Source organism: Janthinobacterium aestuarii (genome assembly GCF_046113285.1).
Lineage (GTDB): Bacteria > Pseudomonadota > Gammaproteobacteria > Burkholderiales > Burkholderiaceae_D > Janthinobacterium.
On sequence record NZ_CP142524.1, the window covers coordinates 82,887 to 107,137 of the forward strand.

At 63.8% G+C, this 24,251-nt stretch carries 24 protein-coding genes and 1 tRNA gene; 5 read left to right on the top strand and 20 right to left on the bottom strand.

Annotation, left to right across the window (positions count from 1 at the left end):
- Nucleotides 1–8: 8 nt before the first annotated feature.
- The 5 genes from OX462_RS00385 to OX462_RS00405 form a co-directional block, all read right to left on the bottom strand.
- Nucleotides 9–530: a peroxiredoxin family protein gene (locus OX462_RS00385; RefSeq protein ID WP_409027535.1), complete on the bottom strand. Its 522-nt coding sequence runs from the start codon at nucleotides 528–530 to the stop codon at nucleotides 9–11.
- A gap of 86 nt (nucleotides 531–616) precedes the next feature.
- The gene (locus OX462_RS00390; protein ID WP_070223194.1) at nucleotides 617–1,303 is read right to left on the bottom strand and encodes a BON domain-containing protein; all 687 of its coding nucleotides are present in this window, start codon (nucleotides 1,301–1,303) and stop codon (nucleotides 617–619) included.
- Nucleotides 1,296–1,892 carry a phosphoheptose isomerase gene (locus OX462_RS00395; protein ID WP_034752465.1) on the bottom strand — a complete coding sequence of 199 codons (597 nt, stop codon included), beginning with the start codon at nucleotides 1,890–1,892 and terminating at the stop codon, nucleotides 1,296–1,298. The genes OX462_RS00390 and OX462_RS00395 overlap by 8 nt, the downstream gene beginning before the upstream one ends.
- A 57-nt stretch (nucleotides 1,893–1,949) precedes the next feature.
- Entirely contained in the window at nucleotides 1,950–2,303 is a 354-nt protein-coding gene (locus OX462_RS00400) for a YraN family protein (RefSeq protein ID WP_409027536.1), read from the bottom strand.
- Nucleotides 2,304–2,313: 10 nt separating this feature from the next.
- Nucleotides 2,314–3,525, bottom strand: coding sequence for a penicillin-binding protein activator (locus tag OX462_RS00405; RefSeq protein WP_409027537.1), 1,212 nt, complete (start codon nucleotides 3,523–3,525; stop codon nucleotides 2,314–2,316).
- Between the two features lie 165 nt (nucleotides 3,526–3,690).
- On the opposite strand from OX462_RS00405, the gene rsmI reads away from it, so the two are divergent.
- Complete coding sequence (rsmI, locus tag OX462_RS00410) at nucleotides 3,691–4,599, top strand: 16S rRNA (cytidine(1402)-2'-O)-methyltransferase (RefSeq protein ID WP_070288967.1); 909 nt, start codon at nucleotides 3,691–3,693, stop codon at nucleotides 4,597–4,599.
- 5 nt (nucleotides 4,600–4,604) lie between these two features.
- On the opposite strand, the gene OX462_RS00415 is transcribed toward rsmI, so the two are convergent.
- From OX462_RS00415 to OX462_RS00425, 3 genes are all read right to left on the bottom strand, one after another.
- Nucleotides 4,605–5,045, bottom strand: a complete 441-nt coding sequence (locus tag OX462_RS00415) for a hypothetical protein (protein ID WP_409027538.1) — start codon at nucleotides 5,043–5,045, stop codon at nucleotides 4,605–4,607.
- Entirely contained in the window at nucleotides 4,981–5,592 is a 612-nt protein-coding gene (locus tag OX462_RS00420) for a nucleotidyltransferase domain-containing protein (protein WP_409027539.1), read from the bottom strand. The genes OX462_RS00415 and OX462_RS00420 overlap by 65 nt, the downstream gene beginning before the upstream one ends.
- A 65-nt stretch (nucleotides 5,593–5,657) precedes the next feature.
- Nucleotides 5,658–6,317 carry a hypothetical protein gene (locus OX462_RS00425; RefSeq protein WP_070312659.1) on the bottom strand — a complete coding sequence of 220 codons (660 nt, stop codon included), beginning with the start codon at nucleotides 6,315–6,317 and terminating at the stop codon, nucleotides 5,658–5,660.
- Between the two features lie 148 nt (nucleotides 6,318–6,465).
- Here OX462_RS00425 and OX462_RS00430 point away from each other — a divergent pair.
- Nucleotides 6,466–6,542 (top strand) — tRNA-Pro (locus tag OX462_RS00430).
- Nucleotides 6,543–6,705: 163 nt separating this feature from the next.
- On the opposite strand, the gene OX462_RS00435 is transcribed toward OX462_RS00430, so the two are convergent.
- From OX462_RS00435 to OX462_RS00490, 12 genes are all read right to left on the bottom strand, one after another.
- Nucleotides 6,706–7,629: a hydroxymethylglutaryl-CoA lyase gene (locus tag OX462_RS00435; RefSeq protein WP_070312658.1), complete on the bottom strand. Its 924-nt coding sequence runs from the start codon at nucleotides 7,627–7,629 to the stop codon at nucleotides 6,706–6,708.
- A 1-nt stretch (nucleotide 7,630) separates the two neighbouring features.
- Complete coding sequence (locus tag OX462_RS00440; protein WP_409027540.1) at nucleotides 7,631–8,563, bottom strand: 2-hydroxyacid dehydrogenase; 933 nt, start codon at nucleotides 8,561–8,563, stop codon at nucleotides 7,631–7,633.
- A gap of 10 nt (nucleotides 8,564–8,573) precedes the next feature.
- Complete coding sequence (locus OX462_RS00445; protein ID WP_409027541.1) at nucleotides 8,574–10,601, bottom strand: acetyl/propionyl/methylcrotonyl-CoA carboxylase subunit alpha; 2,028 nt, start codon at nucleotides 10,599–10,601, stop codon at nucleotides 8,574–8,576.
- Between the two features lie 161 nt (nucleotides 10,602–10,762).
- A complete protein-coding gene (gene bioB / locus OX462_RS00450; protein ID WP_070223174.1) occupies nucleotides 10,763–11,809 on the bottom strand; it encodes a biotin synthase BioB in 1,047 nt (348 codons plus the stop codon).
- Between the two features lie 31 nt (nucleotides 11,810–11,840).
- Nucleotides 11,841–12,632 carry a dethiobiotin synthase gene (gene bioD / locus OX462_RS00455; RefSeq protein ID WP_099408242.1) on the bottom strand — a complete coding sequence of 264 codons (792 nt, stop codon included), beginning with the start codon at nucleotides 12,630–12,632 and terminating at the stop codon, nucleotides 11,841–11,843.
- Nucleotides 12,622–13,818, bottom strand: a complete 1,197-nt coding sequence (bioF, locus tag OX462_RS00460; RefSeq protein WP_409027542.1) for an 8-amino-7-oxononanoate synthase — start codon at nucleotides 13,816–13,818, stop codon at nucleotides 12,622–12,624. Before bioF ends, bioD begins: the two co-directional genes overlap by 11 nt.
- A gap of 1 nt (nucleotide 13,819) precedes the next feature.
- On the bottom strand, nucleotides 13,820–15,148 hold the full coding sequence (bioA, locus tag OX462_RS00465; protein WP_409027543.1) for an adenosylmethionine--8-amino-7-oxononanoate transaminase: 1,329 nt from the start codon (nucleotides 15,146–15,148) through the stop codon (nucleotides 13,820–13,822).
- Nucleotides 15,149–15,193: 45 nt separating this feature from the next.
- Nucleotides 15,194–15,982 (bottom strand): enoyl-CoA hydratase/isomerase family protein, encoded by a 789-nt coding sequence (locus tag OX462_RS00470; protein ID WP_070312651.1) that lies wholly within the window; start codon nucleotides 15,980–15,982, stop codon nucleotides 15,194–15,196.
- A 13-nt stretch (nucleotides 15,983–15,995) separates the two neighbouring features.
- On the bottom strand, nucleotides 15,996–17,618 hold the full coding sequence (locus OX462_RS00475) for a carboxyl transferase domain-containing protein (protein ID WP_070312650.1): 1,623 nt from the start codon (nucleotides 17,616–17,618) through the stop codon (nucleotides 15,996–15,998).
- Nucleotides 17,619–17,658: 40 nt separating this feature from the next.
- On the bottom strand, nucleotides 17,659–18,108 hold the full coding sequence (locus OX462_RS00480) for a YchJ family protein (protein WP_409027544.1): 450 nt from the start codon (nucleotides 18,106–18,108) through the stop codon (nucleotides 17,659–17,661).
- Between the two features lie 93 nt (nucleotides 18,109–18,201).
- On the bottom strand, nucleotides 18,202–19,488 hold the full coding sequence (locus OX462_RS00485) for a D-amino acid dehydrogenase (protein WP_409027545.1): 1,287 nt from the start codon (nucleotides 19,486–19,488) through the stop codon (nucleotides 18,202–18,204).
- A gap of 91 nt (nucleotides 19,489–19,579) precedes the next feature.
- Nucleotides 19,580–20,917 carry a serine hydrolase domain-containing protein gene (locus OX462_RS00490; protein WP_409027546.1) on the bottom strand — a complete coding sequence of 446 codons (1,338 nt, stop codon included), beginning with the start codon at nucleotides 20,915–20,917 and terminating at the stop codon, nucleotides 19,580–19,582.
- A gap of 226 nt (nucleotides 20,918–21,143) precedes the next feature.
- Here OX462_RS00490 and OX462_RS00495 point away from each other — a divergent pair, with 226 nt between their 5' ends.
- The 3 genes from OX462_RS00495 to OX462_RS00505 all read left to right on the top strand — a co-directional run bounded on the left by OX462_RS00495 (nucleotide 21,144) and on the right by OX462_RS00505 (nucleotide 24,233).
- Nucleotides 21,144–21,884, top strand: coding sequence for a GntR family transcriptional regulator (locus OX462_RS00495; protein ID WP_070312647.1), 741 nt, complete (start codon nucleotides 21,144–21,146; stop codon nucleotides 21,882–21,884).
- 123 nt (nucleotides 21,885–22,007) lie between these two features.
- Entirely contained in the window at nucleotides 22,008–22,889 is an 882-nt protein-coding gene (locus tag OX462_RS00500) for an N-acetylmuramic acid 6-phosphate etherase (protein ID WP_070223161.1), read from the top strand.
- 45 nt (nucleotides 22,890–22,934) lie between these two features.
- Nucleotides 22,935–24,233 carry an MFS transporter gene (locus tag OX462_RS00505; protein ID WP_409027547.1) on the top strand — a complete coding sequence of 433 codons (1,299 nt, stop codon included), beginning with the start codon at nucleotides 22,935–22,937 and terminating at the stop codon, nucleotides 24,231–24,233.
- Nucleotides 24,234–24,251: the final 18 nt, after the last annotated feature.

Consider the following 24,251-nt stretch of genomic DNA (forward strand, 5'->3'; position numbering starts at 1 on the left):
GTGCCGTGTTATCCCGCGATGGCCGTTTCGAGCAACTTATGCAGTTCGGCAAATTCCGGCTTGCCCACGTAGCGCTTGAGGATCTTGCCCTGCTTGTCGAGCACGAAGGTGGTGGGCGTGAGGGCCACGTCGCCGTAGGCCTTGGCCGCTTCGCCCGTCACGTCGAGCGCCACCTTGAACGGCAGCTGGCGCGTTTCGGCGAAGTTCAGCACGTAGTTGGCCGGATCGTATTTCATGGCCACGGCCACGAACTCCAGGCCCTGCCCCTTGTACTTGTTGTAGGTGTCGATCATGTCCGGCATTTCCGCCACGCAGGTGGTGCACGAAGTGGCCCAGAAATTGACCATCACCACCTTGCCGCGCAGGCTGGCCGAGGTAATTTTCTCGCCATGGATGCCGTGGAAGGTCACGTCCGGCGCGCGTTGCCTGTCATTGAGCGACAGATAGCCGGCCGCCGCCACGCCCGCCACGAACACGGCGATGAGGGCTGGCTTGATCCAGGACTTGCTTGCGGAGGGCGAAGTGGACATGGCAAAGTTTCACTAATGTAGAGCAACGATGCGGCCATTATAGACGCATCGTCAGTCTGGCGCCGTAGGTCAAACGGCGGAGGCGTTTATTGCTGGACCGTATCGCTGACCGTGCTGGTCGTGCGCTGCTGCGGCGGATCGGGCTGCAATTGCTTCAGTTCCGCTTCCGAAATGTAGTCGAACAGCTTGACCACTTTCTGCACGCCGCCCACGCCGCGTGCCACGTCGGCCGCGACCGTGCCTTCGCGCTGGGTCACGCGGCCCATCAGGAAGACGGTGCCGTTTTCCGTGACGACCTTGAACGAGGCGGCCGAGATGGTTTTCATGTCGACCAGGCTGGCCTTGACCTTGGTGGTGATCAGCGCGTCGTTCGAGCGCGAGGTATAGCTGGCCGGTCCGGCGATGATCAATTCATTGGCCACCGATTCCACGCCTTCGATATTGCGCACTTCGCGCTCGACGGCATTTTTCATCGCCTCGTCGCGCACTTCGCCCGTCAGCAGGACGCGGCGGTTGAAGCTGGTGACATTCACGTGGCCCGCATCGCCGACGATGGACGGGATGCGCGCCTCGCCCTTGACGGCGATCGACTTGTCTTCGGTCTGGGCGCCCAGGGTGCGGCGGTCCGCCGCGGCAACGCCGCCCATCACCGCGCCGCCGACCATCAGTTCGATGCAGCCGGTGAGCGAGGTGAGCATGGCGCCGCACAGCAGTGCGGTGGCCAGCGGGCGTTGTACGCGTTTCCAGCCTGGGCCAGTACCGAATTTAGTCATTCACGTCTCCTCCGAATAGCGCGACGTCGATGCCGTCGCAGATGCAATGTATGGTGGTCAGGTGGACTTCCTGGATGCGCGCCGTGCGCTCGGCCGGCACGCAGATATGCACGTCGGCGTCCGTCAGCATCTTGCCGATGGCGCCGCCGTCCTTGCCCGTCAGCGCCACGACGCGCATTTCGCGCTCGAGCGCCGCTTCCACGGCGGCCATCACGTTGGCCGAATTGCCCGACGTGGAGATGGCCAGCAGGATGTCGCCGGCCTGGCCGAAGGCCTGCACCTGCTTCGAGAAGATCTCGCGGTAGCTGTAGTCGTTCGCCACGGCCGTCAGGATCGACGTATCCGTCGTCAGCGCCAGGGCCGGCAGCGGAAAGCGCTCGCGTTCGAAGCGTCCGACCAGCTCGGCCGCGAAATGCTGGCAATCGGCGGCGGAACCGCCGTTGCCGCAGGCGAGGATCTTGTTGCCGTTGGACAATGCATAAAACATCAGGTCGATCGCCTGCGCAATGGGTTGCGCCAGTACGGTGGCGGCCTGGATCTTGAGTTCGGCACTTTCGTGGAAGTGCGAGAGGATGCGTTGATTATTCATAGTCTGCCGATTATAGTGCAGGCGCGCGGCATGGCGGACAAGCACTGTTAAAAATGCTTACATATCGAGGATGTTCTTCAGCCAGCTGATGCGCCCGCCATCGATGGCCAGCGCGTCGAAGCGGCATGGCGGCACGGTTTTTTGTCCCAGCAGCCAGGTTTGCGCGGCCACCACCATGCGCCGCTGCTTGGCGGGCGTGATGCTGGCCAGGGCACCGCCGAAGGCCGCACTGCTGCGCAGCCGCACTTCGACGAAGACGACGGACGGCCCATCGCGCATGATCAGGTCCAGTTCGCCGCCCTTGCACAGATAATTGCGTTCCAGCAGCACCAAGCCTTGCAGCAACAGATACGCGAGCGCATCGTCTTCCCCCTGCCGTCCCCGTTCCCGTTTGTTCCAGAAGGGCGGCATGGCGGTGTCCTTATTGTACCGGCGGCATGGTGGCAGGTGTCGGCGGAGCCGGTGGCCAGGTGCCCAGCACGCCCTGCTGGTAGGTGGCGGCCTGTTCCGTGCGTTCGAACACGCTTTGATCATTCTCAAAGCGCACGGCCAGGCGGCCCGTCACGCCGTCGAGCGTGAATGGCGCGTTTGGCCGCAGCGCCACTTCGCGCGCCACGCGGAAGGCGTCGATGCCCAGCGCGTACAGGCGTTCCATGTCGGCCGTCAGGCGGGCGTCGGCCGGTTGCGGCGGTTGCGGATACACCATCACTTGCGGATGGTCGCGCCGCACCTGCCATGGCAGGTCCAGCAGGCGCGCGCCGTCGAGTTCGGGGCCGCTGGCGCCGCGCCCGGCGCCGGGGTTCAGTGACGAGGTGCCATACAGGGGCAGGTCGCTGCCGATGGCCACGCGCAGCTGGCGCGCCTGGTCGGCGTCGAGCGCGGCAAACAGCAGGCCCGGCGGCGTGGCGGCCAGGCGCGCGCGCAGCTGCACCAGCTCCGCATCGCTCAGGTAGCCATTCGTGGCCGTCAAGTCCATCGCATCGACCTTGCCGCCCTGGCGCAGCCATTCCTGCTTGAAGGCGGCGCTGATGCGGCGCTGCGAAGGCGAACCGGCCGACAGGATCAGCGCGCTGGCGCCCGGCTGTTCGCTGGCGGCCCAGGCGGCGACCTGGCGCGCTTCCGCCTCGATCGACAGGCCCATCACCAGCAGCTTGGCCGGCAGGCGCGCCTCGCCGCGGTTGTCCGGGTGGTTCAGGGCGATCGTTGGTTTACGCACCAGGTCGCTGTTCGCCACGGCCGTGACGGCCGAGCGCGACAACGGTCCGACGACGACGTCCTGTTCTTCCTGTGCCTGCGCAAATTTGTTCAGCACGTCGGTGCTGCCGTCGCCCGTGTCGATCACCGTCACTTCGAAGCCGCTGCGGTCGCGCTCATACGCGGCCATGAAACCGGCGCGCAGCAGTTCGGCGGCCGGGCCCAGGGACGCCGAGCGCAGCGGCAGCAGCAGGCCGATGTGGTGCAGATTGCCGTCGGACGGCGCCGGTGCCGTGGCGGCCGGCATGTCCTGCGGCGTGCCCGTTGCCGGCTTGGTGGCGGTGGGCGCCAGCGGCGCGCCGCTGCCGTCGTACGCGGTAATATCGGGCACGGCCACGGCAAACGTGACCGGTTCGGGCGCGGGCGGCTTGGGCGGCACGGGAGGCGGCAGCGGCTTCGGTGGCGGCAGCGCCCTTGTGTTAGATTCAATAGGCGCGCACAATTGCCCGGGCGCGTCGCAAGGCGTGCTGCAAGCGCTCAGCATGCCGGTCGCGGCACAAACAAGCAGTAACTTCACACTATTAGCAAGCATTCAACCTCCAAAATGACCGTACAAGAAATCAGTTCCATCGCCAGCCTGCCCATCATGACAGAGGCGGCGCACCAGGTCTATCCTATCGCAACATTGTATATAGTGGCCACGCCCATCGGTAATGTGACCGATATCAGCCTGCGCGCGCTGCACTTGCTGAGCCTTGCCGATGCCGTCGCCTGTGAAGATACGCGCAACACGGCGCACCTGCTGACGCGCTTCGGCTTGAACAAGCCATTGATTGCGGCGCATCAACATAATGAGCGCGAAGTGGCGCAGACCCTGATCGCGCGCCTGCAGGCGGGCGAGCGCATCGCCCTCGTTTCCGACGCCGGCACGCCCGCCGTGTCCGACCCCGGCGCGCGCATCGTCGACGCCGTGCGCGCGGCGGGACTGCGCGTGCTGCCCCTGCCCGGCCCGTCGGCGGCGATCACCGCCATCTCCGCCAGCGGCTTGTTGAATGACCAGTTCTACTTTGTCGGCTTCCTGCCAGCCAAGGCCAAGCAGCGCGAAAACATCTTGCACAGCCTGCGCGGCGTGACGGCGACCATGGTGTTCTATGAAGCGCCGCACCGCATCCTCGATTGCGCCACGGCCCTGGTGGAAGCGTTCGAGCCGACGCGCCAGGTGGTGTTCGCGCGCGAACTGACGAAACTGTTCGAGGAAATCCACCGCTGCCCCCTGTCGGAAGCGGAAAGCTGGATCCGTGCCGACGCGCACCGCGAAAAGGGAGAGTTCGTCGTCCTGCTGGAAGGCGCCACGCAAGCGCAGGACGCGGAAGACGTGGAAGCGGAACGCATCCTCAATATCCTGTTGGCCGAATGCAGCGTCAAGCAGGCGGCGAATCTGACGGCGCAAATCACGGGCCGCAAGAAAAACGCCCTGTATGAGCGGGCGTTGCAGTTGAAGGGGCAGGAATAAGGCGATTAGCTTGGCGGCTGGACATTGAGTGCACTTGCCGCCGCGAGCAATTGTTCCACATGCTCGATCAACTCGTCGACAAAGCCCTGCGTGACATCCAGCTCGCCCTCGTATTCGGCCAGGTTGCGCTTCTTGTGGGCCTGATTGAATAGCAGCCATTGCTGTGGCGTGAAACTCAGCGTGTGTTCCAGGCTTTGAAAGACGAGATAGCGGTTGTCGCTGCGATAACCATGTTGACGCAGCGCAGACAAGGCGGCAGCATGCGCGGCGTTACACGCGAGGTCGAAGCGGCTTTCCAGCGACAGTATCGGCTGCCTGACATCGTGCAGGCGCACGGTGGCCGAGCGCAGCAAGCCCGGCCGTTCGCGTGCGTCCGGTGGCTCAGCCTTGAGCTGGCCGATGCGCGCCAGGTTTGCCAGCGCCTGTGAGCTTGAGGAGGTCATCATTGGCCCCTTTGACAAAAATTTTGGGCTGTTCGAGGACGCGCACGGCGAACGACTTGCCGTCGTCTATTCTTTGCCGCCATTCTTCATGTGTGTACAAGGTGGGGTTGATGCTGCGCCCCAGTTGCTGCTGCGCTGGCTGCAGCGCTGCCAGCAACTGGGCATTCGATGCCATGTTGCCGATGACCATCAGGTCGATGTCGCTGTGCGCCTGTTCCGTGCCCTTGGCCATCGAACCGTACACAAACGCCAGGTCGACTTCCTGCCAATACGGTTGCAGGGCCACGCGCAGCACATCGGCGACGCCAAAGGTTTTCAGCACGATGCTGCGCAGCTCGTCGAAGATCGGCGCATCATGATTTGCCTGGTAATGCTTCTGGTTGCCCACTTTCTTGACGGTCACCAGGGCCGATTTCACCAGCTTGGCCAGTTCGCGTTGCACGGCGCCCGAGCCGATGGCCGCGAAGGCGATGATTTCATTCGCATAGAAAGAGCGCTGCGCCTGGCCAAAGAGCAAAGCCAGCACGCGTTGCTGTGTTTTGGAAAACAATGTGTCTGCATATATACCCATATTGGGTATGTTAATACCCAATATGGGTATAGTCAAGCAAGCCCTCACCACTTGCAACCGCTATCCTTCTTGTCGAGCAACATCAGCACGGGCGCCAGCAAGCCTGCGCCGGAATAGGCGGTGCGGCAATCGCCGCGCTTGCCTTGGGCGATGTCGCGCGCCAGCTGGGTTTCCGTTTGCAGCGGTTTGTCGGGGATTTGCCCCACGGCCGTGCCCACCTTTGACGGGTCGCGTTCGCCCGCCATCTTGCGCGCCGTCTTCCTGGCCGCTTCCATGTCGAACTTTGGCGTTTCCGCAGTTTCTTGCCTGAAGGTGTCGGGACTGGCCGCCGGCGTGGCTGGTGAGGCCGGTACGACCGTGATGGCTTGCGGGCTCGATGCTGGCGCCGTGGGCGCCGCCGGCGTTTCCCGGGCCGTGGCGAGTTTCGGCTTGCTGATGGGTTTTGGTTCGCGCTTCGGCTTGACGACTTCGACCGGCGGCGGGGGCGGCTTGGCCGCCAGCGGACGTATCCACACGGCGATCGATTCCACGCGCGGGGCCGTGTCTGGTGGAACAGATGGTTGCACGTGGCGCCACAGAGTGATCAATGCGCCATGCAGCAGCAAGGACACGGCGATGCCCAGCACGATGCCGCGGCGGTTCGGCACGGGCTGGCCGCCGCCGCTTCTTTCTATCCTGAACTCCATTGCCGTCGTCGCCTTCATGTCTGATCGGGAAAACTTGCAAACCCAGTGTCGCATACTTCAATCGTTTTGAAAAATACATGAGTCGCAGTGCCGCGCGTAAATAATTTACACAGAGTTTCACCTGACCCTTGACCGAAGTCGATACGGCCTGTATTATCTTGGTCTTCGGAGTGTGGCGCAGCCCGGTAGCGCACCTGGTTTGGGACCAGGGGGTCCAAGGTTCGAATCCTTGTACTCCGACCAAATTTGTAGAAAAAAACCCAAGAGTTTCGGCTCTTGGGTTTTTTTCGTCTGTACGGTTCGGGTAGGTCGACGTAGGTCGGATTAGCGCGCAAGCGCGTAATCCGACAACACCAGGATCATGGCCAACATTGTTGTCGGGTTACGCGCTACGCGCTAACCCGACCTACGCCGCGAGGCGTTTCGCCGCCAATGCATTGCCCGCTCGGCTGGAACCCTTGCGCCCCAGCTGCTGCGCAATGAACTGGCCCGCATCGACCACCAGGTCCAGGTCGATGCCGGTGGCAATGCCCAGTCCCTGCATCATGTACAGCACGTCTTCTGTTGCCACGTTGCCGGTGGCGCCCTTGGCGTAGGGGCAGCCGCCCAGGCCCGATACCGACGAATGATAGATCGCGATGCCCGTTTCCAGGCTGGCGTAGATGTTCGCCAGCGCCTGGCCGTAGGTGTCGTGGAAGTGGCCGGACAGGCCGCCCACGTGGAAAGCCGCGATGGCGCGCTGCATCACCGCCTGCGTCTTTCTCGGCGTGGCCACGCCGATGGTGTCGGCGATGTCGATCTCGTCGCAACCGAGGTCGCGCATGCGGCCCACCACGTCGGCCACGGCGTCGAGCGGCACGTCTCCCTGGTAGGGGCAGCCGAAGGCGCAGCTGATGCTGCCGCGCAGGCGCAGGCCGTGTTCCTTGGCCGCTTTCGCCACGCCTTCGAAGCGGGCGATCGATTCGGCGATCGAGCAGTTGATGTTCTTTTGCGAGAACGCCTCCGATGCCGAGCCGAAAATCACCACTTCATCGGCTTTTGCCGCCAAGGCGGCATCGAAACCCTGCATGTTCGGCGTCAGCGCCGAATAAATGGTGCCCGGGCGGCGCGCGATTCTCTCCATCACTTCCGCGCTGGTGGCCATCTGCGGCACCCATTTCGGCGAAACGAAGGACGCCGCCTCGATATTGGCGAAGCCGGCCAGGGTCAGGCGGTCGACCAGCTCGATTTTGACGGCGGCGCTGATGGTGTCTTTCTCGTTTTGCAGGCCGTCGCGCGGCCCCACTTCGACGATCTTGACCTGCTTGGGCAAACTGGTAGTAGGGTTCATCTCAATATCCTTGCAAACGGTTGACGATGCCGGCGACCACGTCTCCGGCGTGCAGGCGGCGCATCTTGGCGGCGATCTGCGCCACGCTTTCGCGGCGCAGGGTGGCGGCCGAAATATGCGGCGTGATGGTGATGCGCGGTTCTTGCCAGAACGGGTGCTGCTGCGGCAGCGGCTCGTTGCGGAACACGTCGAGGGTCGCCCCGGCGATATGCCCGGAGCGGATCAGGGTCAGCAGATCCGGTTCGGCCAGATGCGCGCCGCGCGCCACGTTGATGATGTAGGCGCCTGGCAGCAGCATCGACAGGCGCGCGCGGTCGAGCAGGTTGTGTGTGTCCGGCGTGAGCGGCAGCATGCACACGAGCACGCGCGTGCCGTGCAAGAAGGCTTCCAGCCCTTCCTCGCCCGCAAAGCATGCGACGCCATCGACGTGCTTGCGGCTGCGGCTCCAGCCCCGCAGGGGGAATTCGAACTGCGCCAGCGCTTGCAGCACGCGCGTGCCCAGCACGCCCATGCCCAGCACGCCGACGGGAAAATCCAGCTTGTCGAAGGCGGGCAGCGGCTGCCAGATGCCGGCGCGGCCCTGCGCCTCGTAATCGTCGAAACGGCGGAAGTGGCGCAGCACGGCGTGGCTCACATACTCGGCCATCTGCACGCCCATGCCCGCGTCGTCGAGGCGTACCAGCGGTACGTGGGCCGGCAGCGCATCGCCGAATTTCAACAGCGCGTCGACGCCGGCGCCCGTGTTGAAGATGGCTTTGACGTTGGCCAGCTCGGGCAGCATGGCGGCGGGCGGCTGCCACACGACGGCGTAGTCGCACGGTGGAGCCGCCTCGCCTTCGCGCCAGAAGTGGATGTCAGCTTCGGGCAGCAAGTCTTTAAAATCGGCGATCCACGCCGCTTCCTTGCCATCCGAACGTTGTAACAGGATGCGCATGTGCTTACCTTTATGCGGCAGCCTTGAAGGCCAGCAGCGGCGCGCCATCGGCCACCTGGTCGCCGACCGCATACAGCACGTCTTCCACCAGGCCGTCGTGCGGCGCGGCGATCGTGTGCTCCATCTTCATCGCTTCCATGATGACCAGCGGTTCGCCCTTCTTGACGTCTTGTCCTTTGTTCACCAGCACGGCGACGACCTTGCCCGGCATGGGCGCCGTCAGGCGGCCGCCCTCCGCTTCCACTTCGCCCGCATGCGCCATCGGGTCGCTGTAGTGCAGCGTATAGTGCAAGCCGCTGGTGAATACGTGGAACTGCTCGCCGTCGCGCAGCACCGTGCCGTGCACGGCACGCTCGCCCAGCTTGATGTGCAGCTCGTTGCCTGTGCGCGCCGTCAAGCTCAGGGGCTGGCCGTTGAACAGCCAGCCATCGGTCTTGTAGGCGATGCGCGCGGCATAGGTTTTGTCGTCGCTGGCCAGTGCGAATTCATCGGCGAACGACAGGCTGCGCCCCAGAGTGCTGTTGAGGCGCCAACCCAGGGCGTTGCCCCACGGGTCGGCGCGGTTGGCCGACTGCGCTTCGGCGGCCGTTTTTTCTTCCAGCAGCAGGGCGACGGATGCCAGCGCCAGGGCCGTGTCGGGTGCCGGCTGCAGGGCGGGGAACAGCGACGCCTGATTGCGCTCGATCAAACCCGTATCGAGGTCCGCGCTGGCAAACGCCTGGCCTTCGACCAGGCGCTTCAGGAAGGCGATATTGCTGGCCAGGCCGACGATCTGGTAGTCGGACAGCGCCTGCGCCATGCGCGCCAGCGCTTCGCGGCGGTCCGCGCCCCAGACGATCAGCTTGGCGATCATCGGGTCGTAGAACGGCGAGATGGCGTCGCCTTCGCGCACGCCCGAATCGATGCGCACGGCGGCGGGCACCAGCGTGCCGCCCAGTTCGAACGTCACGGCCGATGGCGACTGCATGTGGCGCACGGTGCCGATCGACGGCAAAAAGCCCTTTTCCGGGTTTTCCGCGTAGATGCGCGCCTCGATGGCGTGGCCGTGGATCGTCAATTCATTCTGTTTTTTCGGCAGCGGCTCGCCAAAGGCGACGCGCAATTGCCATTCCACCAGGTCGGTGCCGGTGATCATTTCCGTCACCGGGTGTTCCACCTGCAGGCGCGTGTTCATCTCCATGAAGTAGAACGAGCCATCCTGGTTGGCGATGAATTCCACCGTGCCCGCACCCACGTAGCCGACGGCCTTGGCGGCGGCGACGGCCGCCTCGCCCATGGCCGCGCGGCGGTCAGCCGGCATGCCCGGCGCCGGCGCTTCTTCCAGCACCTTCTGGTGACGGCGCTGCACCGAGCAATCGCGCTCGAACAGGTAGATGCAGTTGCCGAGCGTGTCGGCAAACACCTGGATTTCGATATGGCGCGGACGCGACAGGTATTTCTCGGCCAGCACATTGTCGTCGCCGAAAGAGCTGATCGCTTCGCGCTTGCACGAGGCCAGCGCGGCCTTGAAGTCGGCGCTGTTGTCGATGACGCGCATGCCCTTGCCGCCGCCGCCGGCCGAAGCCTTCAGCAGCACGGGATAGCCGATCTTGTCGGCCTGGTCGTGCAGGAAGTCCGCATCCTGATTCTCGCCGTGGTAGCCGGGCACCAGCGGCACGTTGGCTTTTTCCATCAGCGACTTGGCGGCTGATTTTGAGCCCATGGCGCGCATGGCGGATGCCGGCGGGCCGATGAAGACCAGGCCCGCCGCGTGGCAGGCGTCGGCGAAGTCGGCGTTCTCGGACAAAAAGCCGTAGCCGGGGTGGATCGCCTGCGCACCCGTGGCCAGGGCCACGGCGATGATCTTGTCGCCGCACAGATAGCTTTCCTTGGCCGGCGCGGGGCCGATCAGCACCGCTTCGTCGCAGACGGCGACGTGCTTGGCGTTGGCGTCCGCTTCCGAATACACGGCGACGGTCTGGATGCCCATGCGGCGCGCGGTAGCGGCGACACGGCAAGCGATTTCGCCGCGGTTGGCGATCAGGATTTTAGTGAACATGGTCTCTCTCTATTCTCTCAAAAAGGGGCAGCTGTCTCTTGTCATGGACGTTGTGTGCTGGCGTGTCGGCTTACGCGCTTTGCGCTAAGCCGACCTACGCATTGGTGAGGCGGTATTCGCAGGTCGGGTTAGCCGGCACGGCGTAACCCGACAGGGCTGGATCAGCAGCCGCACTTCTCTTTCTGTACCGATTCCAACATGGCGCCGCGCGTCTGCAAGCCCAGTTTATTCAACAAGACGCGGTCGTCTTCCGCTTCCGGGTTGTCGGTGGTGAGCAGCTTGTCGCCGTAGAAGATGGAGTTGGCGCCGGCCAGGAAGCACATCGCCTGCACGGCTTCGCCCATCTGGCGGCGGCCGGCCGACAGACGCACGCGCGCTTTCGGCATGGTGATGCGGGCCACGGCGATCGTGCGCACGAATTCGAACGGGTCCAGCGCTTCCAGGCCGAACAAAGGCGTGCCTTCCACCTGCACCAGGTGGTTGACGGGCACCGATTCCGGATACGGATTCAGGTTCGCCAGCTGAGCGATCAGGCCCGCGCGCTGCAGACGCGTCTCGCCCATGCCGACGATGCCGCCGCAGCACACTTTCAAGCCAGCTTCGCGCACGCGGCCCAAGGTATCGAGGCGGTCCTGGTATTCGCGCGTCGAGATGACGTTGTCGTAGAACTCGGGCGCCGTATCGAGGTTATGGTTGTAGAAGTCCAGGCCCGCGTTTTTCAGGCGGTCCGCTTGTCCTTCTTCCAGCATGCCCAGGGTGGCGCAGGTTTCCAGGCCCAGCGCTTTCACTTTGCTGACCATCTCTTCGACTTTGTCCATGTCGCGATCCTTCGGGCCGCGCCAGGCGGCGCCCATGCAGAAGCGCGTGGCGCCGTTGGCTTTCGCCTGGCGGGCCGCGTCGAGCACCGTGTCGATGTCGAGGATTTTCTTCGCTTCGACGCCCGTGTCGTAGCGGGCCGCCTGCGGGCAGTAGCCGCAGTCTTCCTCGCAGCCGCCGGTCTTGATCGACAACAGGGTCGCCAGTTCCACGTCGCCGTCGGGGAAGTTGACGCGGTGGGTTTGCTGGGCCTTGAACATCAAGTCATTGAATGGCAGGTCGAACAGGGCCAGCACGTCGGCGACGGGCCAGGTGGCCGCTTCCGGCACGGTGATGCGCGCCGCTGGGCGGTGCAGTTCGACGGTTTTTGCTGCTTCTTGGACGTGAGACATGTGATTCCTTCGTTTCTATTTTTGAATGCGTTTAAGTGTTGGGATGCTGCGCCGGCCAGTTGGGCAAGCCGGTGAAATCGAGATACGCCGCCGCCGCTTCCGCCGTGGGTTGCGCCAGGCGCGGCACCCTGCCCAGCAGCGGCGCCGGGATGCGCTCGATCAGCGCATCGATATTTTCGTCGAGGAAGCGCATTTCCACTTCCAAGGTGTTGGCGACCCAGCCGATCACCGTCAGGCCGCGCGCCTCGATGGCTTCCACCGTCAGCAAGGCCTGGCTGATGCAGCCCAGACGCATGCCGACCACGAGGATCACGGGCAGGTCGAGCTGCTGCGCCAGGTCGGCCGAGTCGAAACCTGGCGACAGCGGCACGCGGAATCCGCCCACGCCTTCGACCACGACCGCGTCCGAGGCGGCGGCGATTTCCAGGTAGGCGGCCAGGATGGGTACGGACTCGATGCTCACGCCTTCCAGCGCGGCGGCGATGTGCGGCGCGGCCGGTTCCTTCAGCATGTAGGGCGTGGTCAGGCTGCGCAGCATGGTGACGTTGCCGGCGGCGATCAGGCTGTCGGCGTCTTCATTATGCAGCTCGCCGTCGCGCATCTCGGCGCCGGCGGCCACGGGCTTCATGCCGCAGGCGCGCACGCCGCGCGCCACCAGCGCGTGCAGCAGGGCCGACGACGTCAATGTCTTGCCGATTTCCGTGTCGGTGCCGGTGACGAAACAGGCAAAGCGCGAGGGCAGGCCGATGGCTGCCGGCGCCGGCTGCACGGCCGGCGCCAGGTCCGCCAGCACTTCCGCCACGATAGGGTCATCAAGGCTCATGGCGAGTCCTTTCCAGGGTGTTGACTGCGTTGATCAATTGCGCCACTTCCTGCGCCGTATGGCCGGCCGACAGGGTCACGCGCAGGCGCGCCGTACCCGCTGGCACGGTGGGCGGGCGGATGGCGCCGACCCACAGGCCTTGCTTATAGAGTTGGGCGGCGATGTCCAGCATGTCCGCATTGTCGCCGATGATGACGGGCTGGATGGCGGAGAGCGATGGCAAGGCTTGCCAGCGCTGCAGCTGCAAGCCCTCGTTCCACTGCGCCACCAGCGCGGCCAGGTGCATCCGGCGTTGTTTTCCTTCTTCACCGGCGATGATGTCCAGGCTGGCCAGCAGCGCATGCGCGAGCGCGGGCGCGGCGGCCGTGGTGAAGATGTAGGGGCGGGCCTTCTGGATCAGCGTCTCGATCACGGCCTCATGCGCGCAAACGAAGGCGCCGCCCACGCCGGCCGATTTGCCCAGGGTGCCCACGTAGACCAGATACGGCGAATGCAGGTCGAAGTATTCCAGCGCGCCGCGGCCATTCTCGCCCAGCGCGCCGAAGCCGTGCGCGTCGTCGACCACCAGCCAGGCGCCATACTGCTCGCACAGGGCCAGCAGCGCGGGCAGCGGCGCCAGGTCGCCATCCATGCTGAAGACGCTGTCGGTGACGACGATTTTCGTTTTGGCTTTGCTTTCCGCCAGCAGGGCCGCCAAGGCGTCGAGATCCGCATGCGGATACACGCGCGTCTTGACGCGGGACAAACGCGTGCCGTCGATCAGCGAAGCGTGGTTCAGCGCTTCCGAGAAGATCTCGGCTTCGGCATCACCGGCCGCCAGGGCCGTCAGCACGGCTAAATTGGCCATGTAGCCGGTACAGAAATACAACGCGCGCGCCTGTTCCAGGTTGGCGCCGACAAACGCGGCCAGGCGCTCTTCCAGCTGTGCGTGGGCGCGGCTGTGGCCACTGATCAGGTGCGACGCGCCGCTGCCGGCGCCATACAGGTCGGCGCCCTCTTTCAGGGCATCGACGATGCGCGGATGCGCGGCCAGGCCCAGGTAGTCATTGCTGCAAAAGGCCAGCATGGCGCGCCCGTCCACCGTCAGGCGTGGCGCGCACGGCGTGTCGACGGTGCGGCGGCGGCGGATCAGGCTGCGCTCCTCCAGTCCTTGCAACTGCTGTTGTAATCGCGCGATCAGTTCCATCTCAGGCCCCGATCACATGATTGAAGACGGCCAGCGTCTGCTGGCCCAGGCCCGCGATTTCCTCGTCGTCGAGGATGTACGGCGGCATCAGGTAGACGGTGGAACCGATGGGGCGCATCAGCAGTTCGTGTTCCAGCGCCGTGCTGAAGAAGCGGCGCGAAAAGTCGGGCGCCGCATCGACCGCGTCAAACGCCCAGATCATGCCCTGCTGGCGGAAGTGTTTGACTTTTTCATGCTGCACCAGTGGCGCCAGGGCGCGCGTGATTTTCTCGGCGCGCACCCGGTTGCCTGCCAGCACATCGTCTTCCTCGAAAATCGACAGGGTCGCCAGCGCCGCGCGGCAGGCCAGCGGATTGCCCGTGTACGAGTGCGAATGCAGGAAACCGCGGCGCACGTCGGTGCTGTAGAACGCCTGATAAATATCTTCGCGCGTCATCACGAGGGACAGCGGCAGATAGCCGCCGCTGATGCCCTTCGACAGGCAGACGAAATCGGGCCAGATGCCGGCCTGTTCACAAGCAAAGAAGGTGCCCGTGCGCCCGCAGCCGACGGCGATTTCGTCGAGGATCAGATGGACTTGATAACGGTCGCACAGGTCGCGCACCAGCGACAGGTACAGCGGGTCGTGCATGGCCATGCCGGTGGCGCACTGCACCAGCGGCTCGATGATGATGGCGGCGATCTTGTCCGCTTTTTGCTGGAACAGCTGTTCGACTTCGGCGGCGGCGCGGCGGGCCACGTCCTGGGCGGACTCGCCCTCGGCCGCCTGGCGGAAGTCGGGCGACGTCACCGTCTGCGAGGCACGCAGCAGGGGGCCGTAGGCATCCTTGAACAGTGCCACGTCCGTAACGGCCAGGGCGCCGATGGTTTCGCCGTGGTAGCTGCCCTTCAAACAGACGAATTCCTGCTTTTCACCCTTGTCGCTGTTGCGCCAGGCGTGAAAACTCATTTTCAGGGCGATTTCCACGGCCGAGGCGCCATCGGACGCATAAAAACTGTGGCCAAGCACGCCGCCCGTCAAGGCGGAGAGCTTTTCCGACAGTTCGATCACCGGTTCATGCGTGAAACCGGCCAGCATCGCGTGTTCCAGGCGGTCCAGTTGATCCTTGAGTTCCGCATTGATGCGCGGGTTGGCATGGCCGAACAGGTTCACCCACCAGGAGCTGATGGCGTCCAGGTAGCGTCGGCCCTCGTGGTCATACAGCCAGGCGCCGCGGCCATGGCTGACGGGGATGAGGGGAACCGTCTCGTGATGCTGCATTTGCGTGCACGGATGCCACACGCTGCGCAGACTGCGTTCGACCCAGCCCGATTGTTTTTCTGCTTTCAAAACTGCTCCAATGATTTTCTTAGTCCATGAGCTTTGGACTATTAACTAGCCCATGAGCCAACCCGGCTTGCGCTTGTCGAGGAACGATTGCACGCCTTCGCGTCCCTGCTCCGAGGCGCGGATCTGCGCGATGCGCTCGGCGGTGTCCGCCAACAGCGCGTCATCGACGGGTTGGCCAACGATCTCGCGCACCAGCGTTTTCGCTTGCGCCACAGCGTGCGGGCTGTTGCCCGTCAGGGCTTTCAGTACCTCGGCGGTTTTCGCGTCCAGCGCGCTTGCCTCGACTACCTCGTGGGCAAAGCCGATGCGCAGCGCTTCCCGGGCGGAGAATCGCTCCGCCGTCAGGAAATAGCGGCGTGCCGCGTTTTCGCCCATGGCCTTGATGACATACGGTGAAATAGTGGCCGGGATCAGTCCCAGCCGCACTTCGCTCAGGCAGAAATGCACGTCTTCCGCAACCAGAATGATATCGCATGCGGCGACGAGGCCCATGCCGCCCGCATAGCAGTCGCCCTGGATCTTCGCCACCACGGGTTTCGGACACAGGTAAATCGTGCGCAGCATCTGCGCCAGCTGCAGCGCGTCGGCCTGGTTTTCGGCATGCGTATAGCCGGCCATTTTCTTCATCCAGTTCAGGTCCGCACCGGCGCAAAAGGCGGCGCCGTTCGCGGCCAGCACGATGGCGCGCACCATGTCGCTGCGCCCCAGCCCCTCGAAGGCGCGCGCCAGTTCGGCAATCGTCGTCTCGTTGAAGGCGTTGCGCACATCGGGGCGGTTCAGGGTCACGGTGGCGACATTGCCCTCGATGACCAGCTTTAAGGTTTCAAATTCCATGCTTTTCTCTCCCTTACATGCGGAATACGCCGAACTTCGTGTCCGGAATTTCCGCGTTCAAGGCGGCCGACAGGCCCAGGCCCAGCACCATGCGGGTATCGGCCGGGTCGATCACGCCATCGTCCCACAGGCGCGCGGTGGCGTAATACGGGTGGCCCTGGTGTTCGTATTGATCCTTGATCGGCTGCTTGAAGGCCGCTTCCTCGTCCGCGCTCCATGCGCCGCCCTTGCCTTCGATGCCGTCGCGCTTGACCGTGGCCAGCACGGAAGCGGCCTGGTCGCCGCCCATGACGGAAATGCGCGCATTGGGCCACATCCACATGAAACGGGGAGAGAACGCGCGGCCGCACATGCCGTAGTTGCCGGCGCCGAAGCTGCCGCCGATGATCACCGTGAATTTCGGCACGGCGGCCGTGGCCACGGCGGTGACCATCTTGGCGCCATTGCGGGCGATGCCCTCGTTTTCGTATTTGCGGCCCACCATGAAGCCCGTGATATTTTGCAAAAATACCAGCGGGATCTTGCGCTGGCAGCACAATTCGATGAAATGCGTGCCTTTCAAGGCCGATTCCGAGAACAAGATGCCGTTATTGGCGATGATGCCGACTTTGACGCCATAGATGTGCGCGAAGCCGCAGATCAGGGTGGTGCCGTAGCGCGCCTTGAATTCGTCGAAGTCGCTGCCGTCGACGATGCGCGCGATCACCTCGCGCACGTCGAACGGTTTGCGCGTATCGACGGGGATCACGCCATACAGTTCCTGCGTCGGGTATTTGGGTTCGACGGACTCGCGCAGCGCCATCTGCTGCGGTTTTTTACGGTTCAGGTTCGAGACGATGGTGCGCGCCAGCGACAGCGCATGCAGATCGTTCTGCGCCAGGTGGTCGACCACGCCGGACAGGCGCGTATGCACGTCGCCGCCGCCCAGGTCTTCGGCCGTCACCACTTCGCCCGTGGCAGCCTTCACCAGCGGCGGGCCGCCGAGGAAAATCGTGCCCTGCTCCTTGACGATGATCGACTCGTCGCTCATGGCCGGCACATACGCGCCGCCCGCCGTGCAAGAGCCCATCACGACGGCGATCTGCGGGATGCCCTTGGCGGACAAATTCGCCTGGTTATAGAAAATGCGGCCGAAATGGTCGCGGTCGGGGAAGACGTCGTCCTGGTTCGGCAGGTTGGCACCGCCCGAATCGACCAGGTAGATGCACGGCAGGTTGTTCTGGTCGGCGATTTCCTGGGCGCGCAAATGCTTTTTCACCGTCATCGGGTAGTAGGTGCCGCCCTTGACGGTAGCGTCGTTACACACGATGACGCATTCCTGGCCCGAGACGCGGCCGATGCCCGTGATGATGCCGGCGCTAGGGGCCGCATCGACGCCCTTGGCGTCCTGGTACATGGCGTAGGCCGCCATCTGGGAAAACTCGAGGAAGGGCGTGCCGGGATCGAGCAGCATCTGGACTCTGTCGCGCGGCAGCAGTTTTCCGCGCGCCAGGTGCTTGGCGGCCGCCGCTTCGCCGCCGCCGGCCGCGATTTTCTCGACCTTGTCGCGCAGATCGTCGACGATGGCTTGCATGGCCGCGGCATTGGCCTTGAAATCTTCACTGCGCGGATTGAGTTTGCTTTCGATGTGCGGCATTGCGGTTCCTTTTTATGATCGCCCGGTCTCTCGGGTCGCGCTATTCGGGAAAACTGCCGTCGAGATAAAACCAGCGCAGGGCACCACCGCCCTCGCCCGCCTCGCGCACGAAGCGGCTTACCTCATGCAGGCGGTGCGCGCGGCCGTTGACCTTGTAGCGGGCCACGAATTCGACGGTATCGCGGTGTATCTCTTCGGCTTGATCTGCTGATTCTGCTTTACGTTGACGTAAACGTAAAGCAGATTTTACCTCAAGTCCCAGCCAGTGGACTTTTTCTTCTTCGGCAAACAAGGCGTCGGCCGGACGGGTGCTGGCGTGCCAGGTGGCGCGCAGATACGCTTCGTCGCGCAAGGTGAACGCCGTGTAGCGCGAACGCATCAGGGCTTCGGCCGTGGGCGGCAAGGCATCGCCCGCGATATACGGGCCGCAGCAGCTGGCGTAGGAGGCGCCGCCGCAGGGGCAGGCGGACAATTTCGAAGGTGTGGGCATGCGCTGACGATATGCAACAGAAAAGAGGGAACAGGAAAGTTCCACAATTATCCGCCATAACGGCGGCGCCGGTCGCCGTTGCTGCCGCTGCGCCTACTTTTGCGGCGCGAGGAAGTCCAGCGCGAACGGCGGCGCCTTGCCGGCCATGAGATCGGCCAGGATGCGCGCCGTGCCGGCGGCAAAGGTAAAGCCCAGCGGGCCATGGCCCACGTTGAGCCACAGGTTGCCCACTTTGCTGGCGCCCACCAGCGGCGCGCTGTTCGGCGTGGCGGGGCGCAGGCCGGCCCAGGCCGTGGCCTGGTCGTAATCGGCGCCGTGCGGCATGGCTTCGCGCGCCAGCCGCGTCAGGCCGGCGATGCGGTTCCAATCGATGCTGTTGTCGGCGCCCACCATGTCGACCATGGCGGCCACGCGCAGGTCGCCGCCTATGCGCGCATACAGCACCTTGCGCTCGAAATCCGTGATGCTGATCTCGGGCGCCCGGTGCTGCGCGCGGATGGGCGCCGTCAGGCTGTAGCCTTTCAGCGGATACAGGGGCAGGTAGATGCCGGCCGTGGCGGCCAGGTCACGGCTCTGGATGCCGGCCGCCAGCACATAGTGATCTGCCTGCAACAGGCCCAGGCTGGTGTCGACGCCCGTGATCCTGCCCTTGTGCGTGAGGAGACGGCGCGCCTCGCCTTTCAAGATGAGCGAACAGTTCGGATGCTGCAATAAACGCGTTTCCAGGGCCAGGCAAAAGGCGTGGCAATCGGCCACTGCCTCGCCCTCGGTAAAGATGCCGCCCGCCAGCGCGCCCTGCAGGGCGGCCAGCGCCGGTTCGCGCTGCACGGCTTCCTGCGGCGACAAGACGATGCGCGCCTCTTCCGATTCGGGCCGCGCCACGGCACGCTGGAAGATGGCGGGCGAGCGGTAGACGATAAGTTTGCCCGCATCGCGCCAGGCATACGCCTCGGGCGGCACCGTCAGTTCCAGCTGCGCCATGCCGGCGCGGCTCCATTCCCCCAGCTGCAGCAGCTTGGCCGTCGTGCGGGCATTGCTGGCGCTGTTGCAATTACGCAAGAAACTGGCCAGCCAGCGCCATTGGCGCCAGTCCGCTTCGGGACGGAAGCGCAGCGGACCGTCTTTCTGCAGCAGCCATTGCAGGGCTTTGAAGGGCACGCCCGCGTCCGCCAGCGGGGCTACATAGCGATAGCTGAGCTGGCCGCCATTGCGGTAGCTGGCGGCGATCGCCACCTGTTCATTGCGTTCGAGTACCGTGACCTTGTAGCCGGCCTCGGCCAGCCACCAGGCCGATGTCAGACCGACGACGCCGCCGCCGATGATGATGACGTGTTGCTGCATGTTGCCTCGCTGCGTTGCGCTCCCATGGTGCGGGAGCATTCGATGAGAGCTTAGAGGCTGGCCATCACGGGAGCCAATGAAACATCATGGTGCAGCCATAACTTTCAGGAATGCACTGTTTTTGTGCAAATTATTCATTATTGCCAATCGCACCACGATACAAGGTGGTGAGTATCAATTCCTCGCTGCGCCCCATGGCGGAATACGCGCCCGGATAACGCTCGGGATCGCTGCCCGTACCGCCCACCAGCATCACCATGCCATTCCTGTGCTTGAAATCGAGCACGAAGGCGGAGACGAGGCCATACGCGTCGCCCAGGTGGCCCACGGCGGAGAAGCTGGCGCCCTCGACCAGGCCGTTGCCCTGCCCCGCCACGGCATCGAACTGCTGGTTGCCCAGGCCCCAGGCGCGGTACAAGCCCCGTTCGCTGTTGCCATTGCTGCCGTCCTGCGCCAGCTGCCATTGCCGGCCAAACATCAGGGCGATGCTGGCTGGCTGCAATAGTTGTTTGCCCTCATGGCGGCCACCGTCGAGCAGCATCTGCATGACGGTGCCCAGTCCCGCGGCGGAGATGCGCAAGCCGCCCGTGGGACTAAAGACGGTGGCGTTGCTGCCGATCACATAACGCGCGATGCCGGCAGGCGGATGCTGGTCAAAATCGTCGGCTTGCGCGATCCAGGGGCCGTGCGGCCGCCACTCTTCCGTCTCCAGCGTGCGCTTGCGGTACAGGGTGGCTGTGTCCGCCAGCTCTGCCTGAGAGAATGCCGCCGGATGGTAGCCGCCGCGCAACTGCAGGGGATCGAGCAGCAGGCGCCGCATCAGCAAGTCGAAGCGCTCGCCCGTGACTTGCTCCATCACCGTGCCGATCACGCCCCAGTTCAGGTTGGAATACGTAAAGTAGCGGCCGGGTGCCGCGCTGGAATCCCACATCGCGTCGCCGCCGGCCGTAAACACGTCACGCAGGCTGCGTTCCGGCCCCCAGGCATAGCCGCCCGCGTCGCGCAGCGAGGAAGTGTGACTGAGCAGGCTGCGCAAGGTCACGGGCCGCTGGGGAAAGTGCGGGTTGCGCAGGGAAAAGCCTAAATAAATGCCCACGTCCTGGTCCAGGCTCAGCTTGCCCTGCTCGAGCAAGCGCATCAGGCCCAGGGTCGTCATCATCTTCGATACGGAAGCGATGCGGAACAGGGTGTCCGGTGTTACCGGTAAATGATCCGCCGGGGTGGCGCCGATCTGCCGGTAGCCAAATTGCTGCGCATATGACACCTTGCCGTGGCGGATGGCCAGCACGGACAGGCTGGCCAGCGGGTGTGCCGGGTCGTCGACGATGGCGGACAGGGCCGCATCAAGCGCGCGCTGCCGTGCAGTGGGCGCGAGCTTGTCGGCGCCGCCACCCAGCGGTGCGGCCAGCGCGCTCCAGGTCGTGCCCAGCAGCAGCAAGCCCAGTAAGCCCGTCATTTTGTTGATCATGCTTTCCCTGTTTGACATCGTGTGGATGGCCCTCAGCATAGGGCGGGAAAGTCTTCGAGGCCAATGAAAATTGCTTATTTATCTATAATGCAAAGCTATAGCCACGGTAAAACATTGTTTTTTTAAGTGTATAACCGTTATTTATGGTCATTTTCCATTTATTCATGGGCGGACGGGATACGCGCAAGCGCCATCGCTATTACACTAGGAGGACAAGGAGAACTGTATGAGCCAGACCAGCGTAGAACTCAAGGTCGATTTAAATGACAATTCGCCTTTATATATGCAGATCGCCCGCAAGCTGAGCGATGACGTACGCAACGGCCGCTACCAGGTAGACCAGGCCCTGCCCTCTGAACGTACCCTGTCCGAACTGCTCGACGTATCGCGCGTGACTGCCCGCAAGGCCATCGACCAGCTCGTCGAGCAAGGCCTCGTGGTGCGCCGCCGTGGCTCGGGCAATTATATTGCCCCGCGCATCGAACAGCCGCTGTCGAACCTGTCGAGCTTTTCCGAACAGCTGCAGCAGCGCGGCTACCGTCCTGGTTCGCGCTGGCTCAAGCGCGATGTCGTCATCGCCAGCAGCGATGAACAGCTGAGCCTGGGCCTGGCGCAGAACACGAAAGTGGCGCGCCTGGAACGCTTGCGCCTGGCCGACGACGTGGTGATGGCGTATGAAGTGAGCGTCTTGCCGTTCAGCGTGGTGTCGGACCCGGGCGCCGTGGGCGACTCGCTGTATGCATACCTGAGCAACATCAAGAAGGCCCCCGTGCGCGCCCTGCAGCATATCCGCGCCATGAATGCGACGGCCGAGCTGGCCAAGCAGCTGGGCATCCCCGATGGCCAGGCCGTGCTGTTCATCACGCGCATCGCCTACCTGGAAACGGGCGAGGCGGTGGAACTAACGCATTCGTATTGCCGCAGCGACCATTACGACTTCGTGGCCGAGATGCGCCGCGCGCCGTAATAAGGCGGCCGCCACGATCCGCGTGCACCCATAAACTCCCGTTATGCCCGCCCGCCATCCTTTCATGGCTGATCTTGCTCGTTGGTATTAAACTGGTTTCACCTTCAACCATGTTCTGAAATCATGTTGAAAACTGAAACCCCGAGCCGGCGGCATCCGGATCTGGACCTGTATCCGGTGGAGCAACTGGTGGCGGCGCTGGTCGACGACCAGTTCTGGGCCGTCGAAGCCGTGCGGCTGGCCTCGCCGCAAATCGGGGCCGCCATCGCGGCCGCCCTGCCCCGCATCGCGGCCGGCGGACGCTTGCTGTACGTGGGCGCCGGTACGTCGGGACGTCTGGGCGTGCTCGACAGCGTTGAATTGACGCCCACGTTTTCCTGGCCGCCCGAGCGGGCCGTCGCCATTCTGGCCGGCGGCGCGGGCGCCATGTTCACGGCCGTGGAGGGGGCGGAAGATGATGTACAGCAAGGCGAACGCGATGTGCTGGCCCTGTTGCCGCAAGAAAATGATGTCGTGATCCTGCTGGCCGCCTCCGGCGCCACGCCGTACGTGCTGGGCGCCCTGCTGGCCGCGCGCAAGGCGGGCGCCTTGACGATCGGCATTGCCAACAATGTGGACGCCCCCGTGGCGCACGAGGCGCAATGCGGCATCGTGCTCGACACGGGCACGGAAGTCATTTCCGGCAGCACGCGTCTGAAAGCGGGTACGGCGCAAAAAATCACCCTGAACACGATTTCCAGCGCCCTGATGGTCGGTTTGCACAAAACTTACGGAAACTTGATGGTAGACTTGAAGCCGACCAACGCCAAGCTGATCTGGCGGGCCGTGCGTCTGACCATGCATGCCACCGGCGCCAGCGAGGTGCAGGCCAGGACCGTGCTGGAGCAATGCCACTATCACGTCAAGGTGGCGATTGTTGCCTTGATCAAAAAAATCAACACAAACCAGGCACAGGCATTGTTGGCCGGCGCGGGCGGCAGTGTGCGGGCGGCACTGGCGGCGTGATCCGATGGCGCGGCATTCTTCTGTCTGGGAGACCAAGAAGGATGTATGGAGCTAGTGAAACAACCCGCCCCGGCGCGTAAAAATAATCCGTGGCTGTGGATCCCTTCCCTGTATTTCGGCCAGGGCATCCCCTACGTAGTGGTCATGACCTTGTCCGTGATCATGTACAAGAATTACGGCTTTTCCAATACGGATATCGCGCTGTACACGAGCTGGCTGTACTTGCCCTGGGTCATCAAGCCCTTGTGGTCGCCCTTCATCGATATGTACCGCACCAAGCGTTTCTGGATCGTCGGCCTGCAGCTGGTGATCGGCGCCGCGCTGGCGCTGGTGGCCTTGACGACGTCCTTGCCCCACTTTTTCCAGATCAGTTTGGCCATCTTCTGGCTGATGGCCTTCAGTTCCGCCACGCATGATATCGCCGCCGACGGCTTTTATATGCTGGGCCTGGAAGAGCACCAGCAGGCGGCCTTCGTCGGCGTGCGCAGCACGTTTTACCGCCTGGCGATGATCGCCGGCCAGGGCGGCCTCGTGTATCTGGCCGGCTATCTGACGCATGCGACGGGCAATGTGCAGCTGGCCTGGTCCGTCGTGTTCGCGATTCTGGCGGGCCTGTTCATCGCCCTCTTCCTGTACCACTATTTTATCTTGCCGAAACCCAAGGACGACCGCCCCAGCATCCAGGACGCCGGCATTTCTCCGTTGCAAGAGTTCATCGCCACCTTTGCGGCCTTCTTCAAGAAGAAGGATATTGTCGTCATCCTCGGCTTTTTGCTGCTGTTCCGCCTCGGCGAAGCGCAACTGCTCAAATTGGCCGCGCCCTTCCTGCTCGACCCCGTCGCCAAGGGCGGCCTGGGCCTCACGACGGAACAGGTGGGCCTCGTCTACGGCACCATCGGCGTGATCGCCCTGACCCTGGGCGGCTTGCTGGGAGGCTTCATCATTTCCCGCTTCGGCTTGAAGCGTTGCCTGTGGATCATGGTGCTGTCCGTGCACTTGCCCGACCTGGTGTTTGTCTACCTGGCCAGCGCCTTGCCCAGCAACATTTATGTGATCGCGGGGGGCATTGCGTTGGAGCAATTCGGTTATGGCTTTGGTTTCGCCTCGTACATGTTGTACATGATCATGGTCTCCGATGGCGCGCATAAAACGGCCCATTACGCCATTTGCACGGGCTTCATGGCCCTGGGCATGATGTTGCCGGGCATGGCCAGCGGCTGGATCCAGCAAATGCTCGGCTACCAGCACTTCTTCATCTGGGTCTGCATCGCCACGATTCCCGCTTTCATCATGGCCGCGCTGGTCAAGATCGATCCTGAATTCGGCAAGAAGGCCGAGGCCTGATTCTTTTGAACCGTGCGC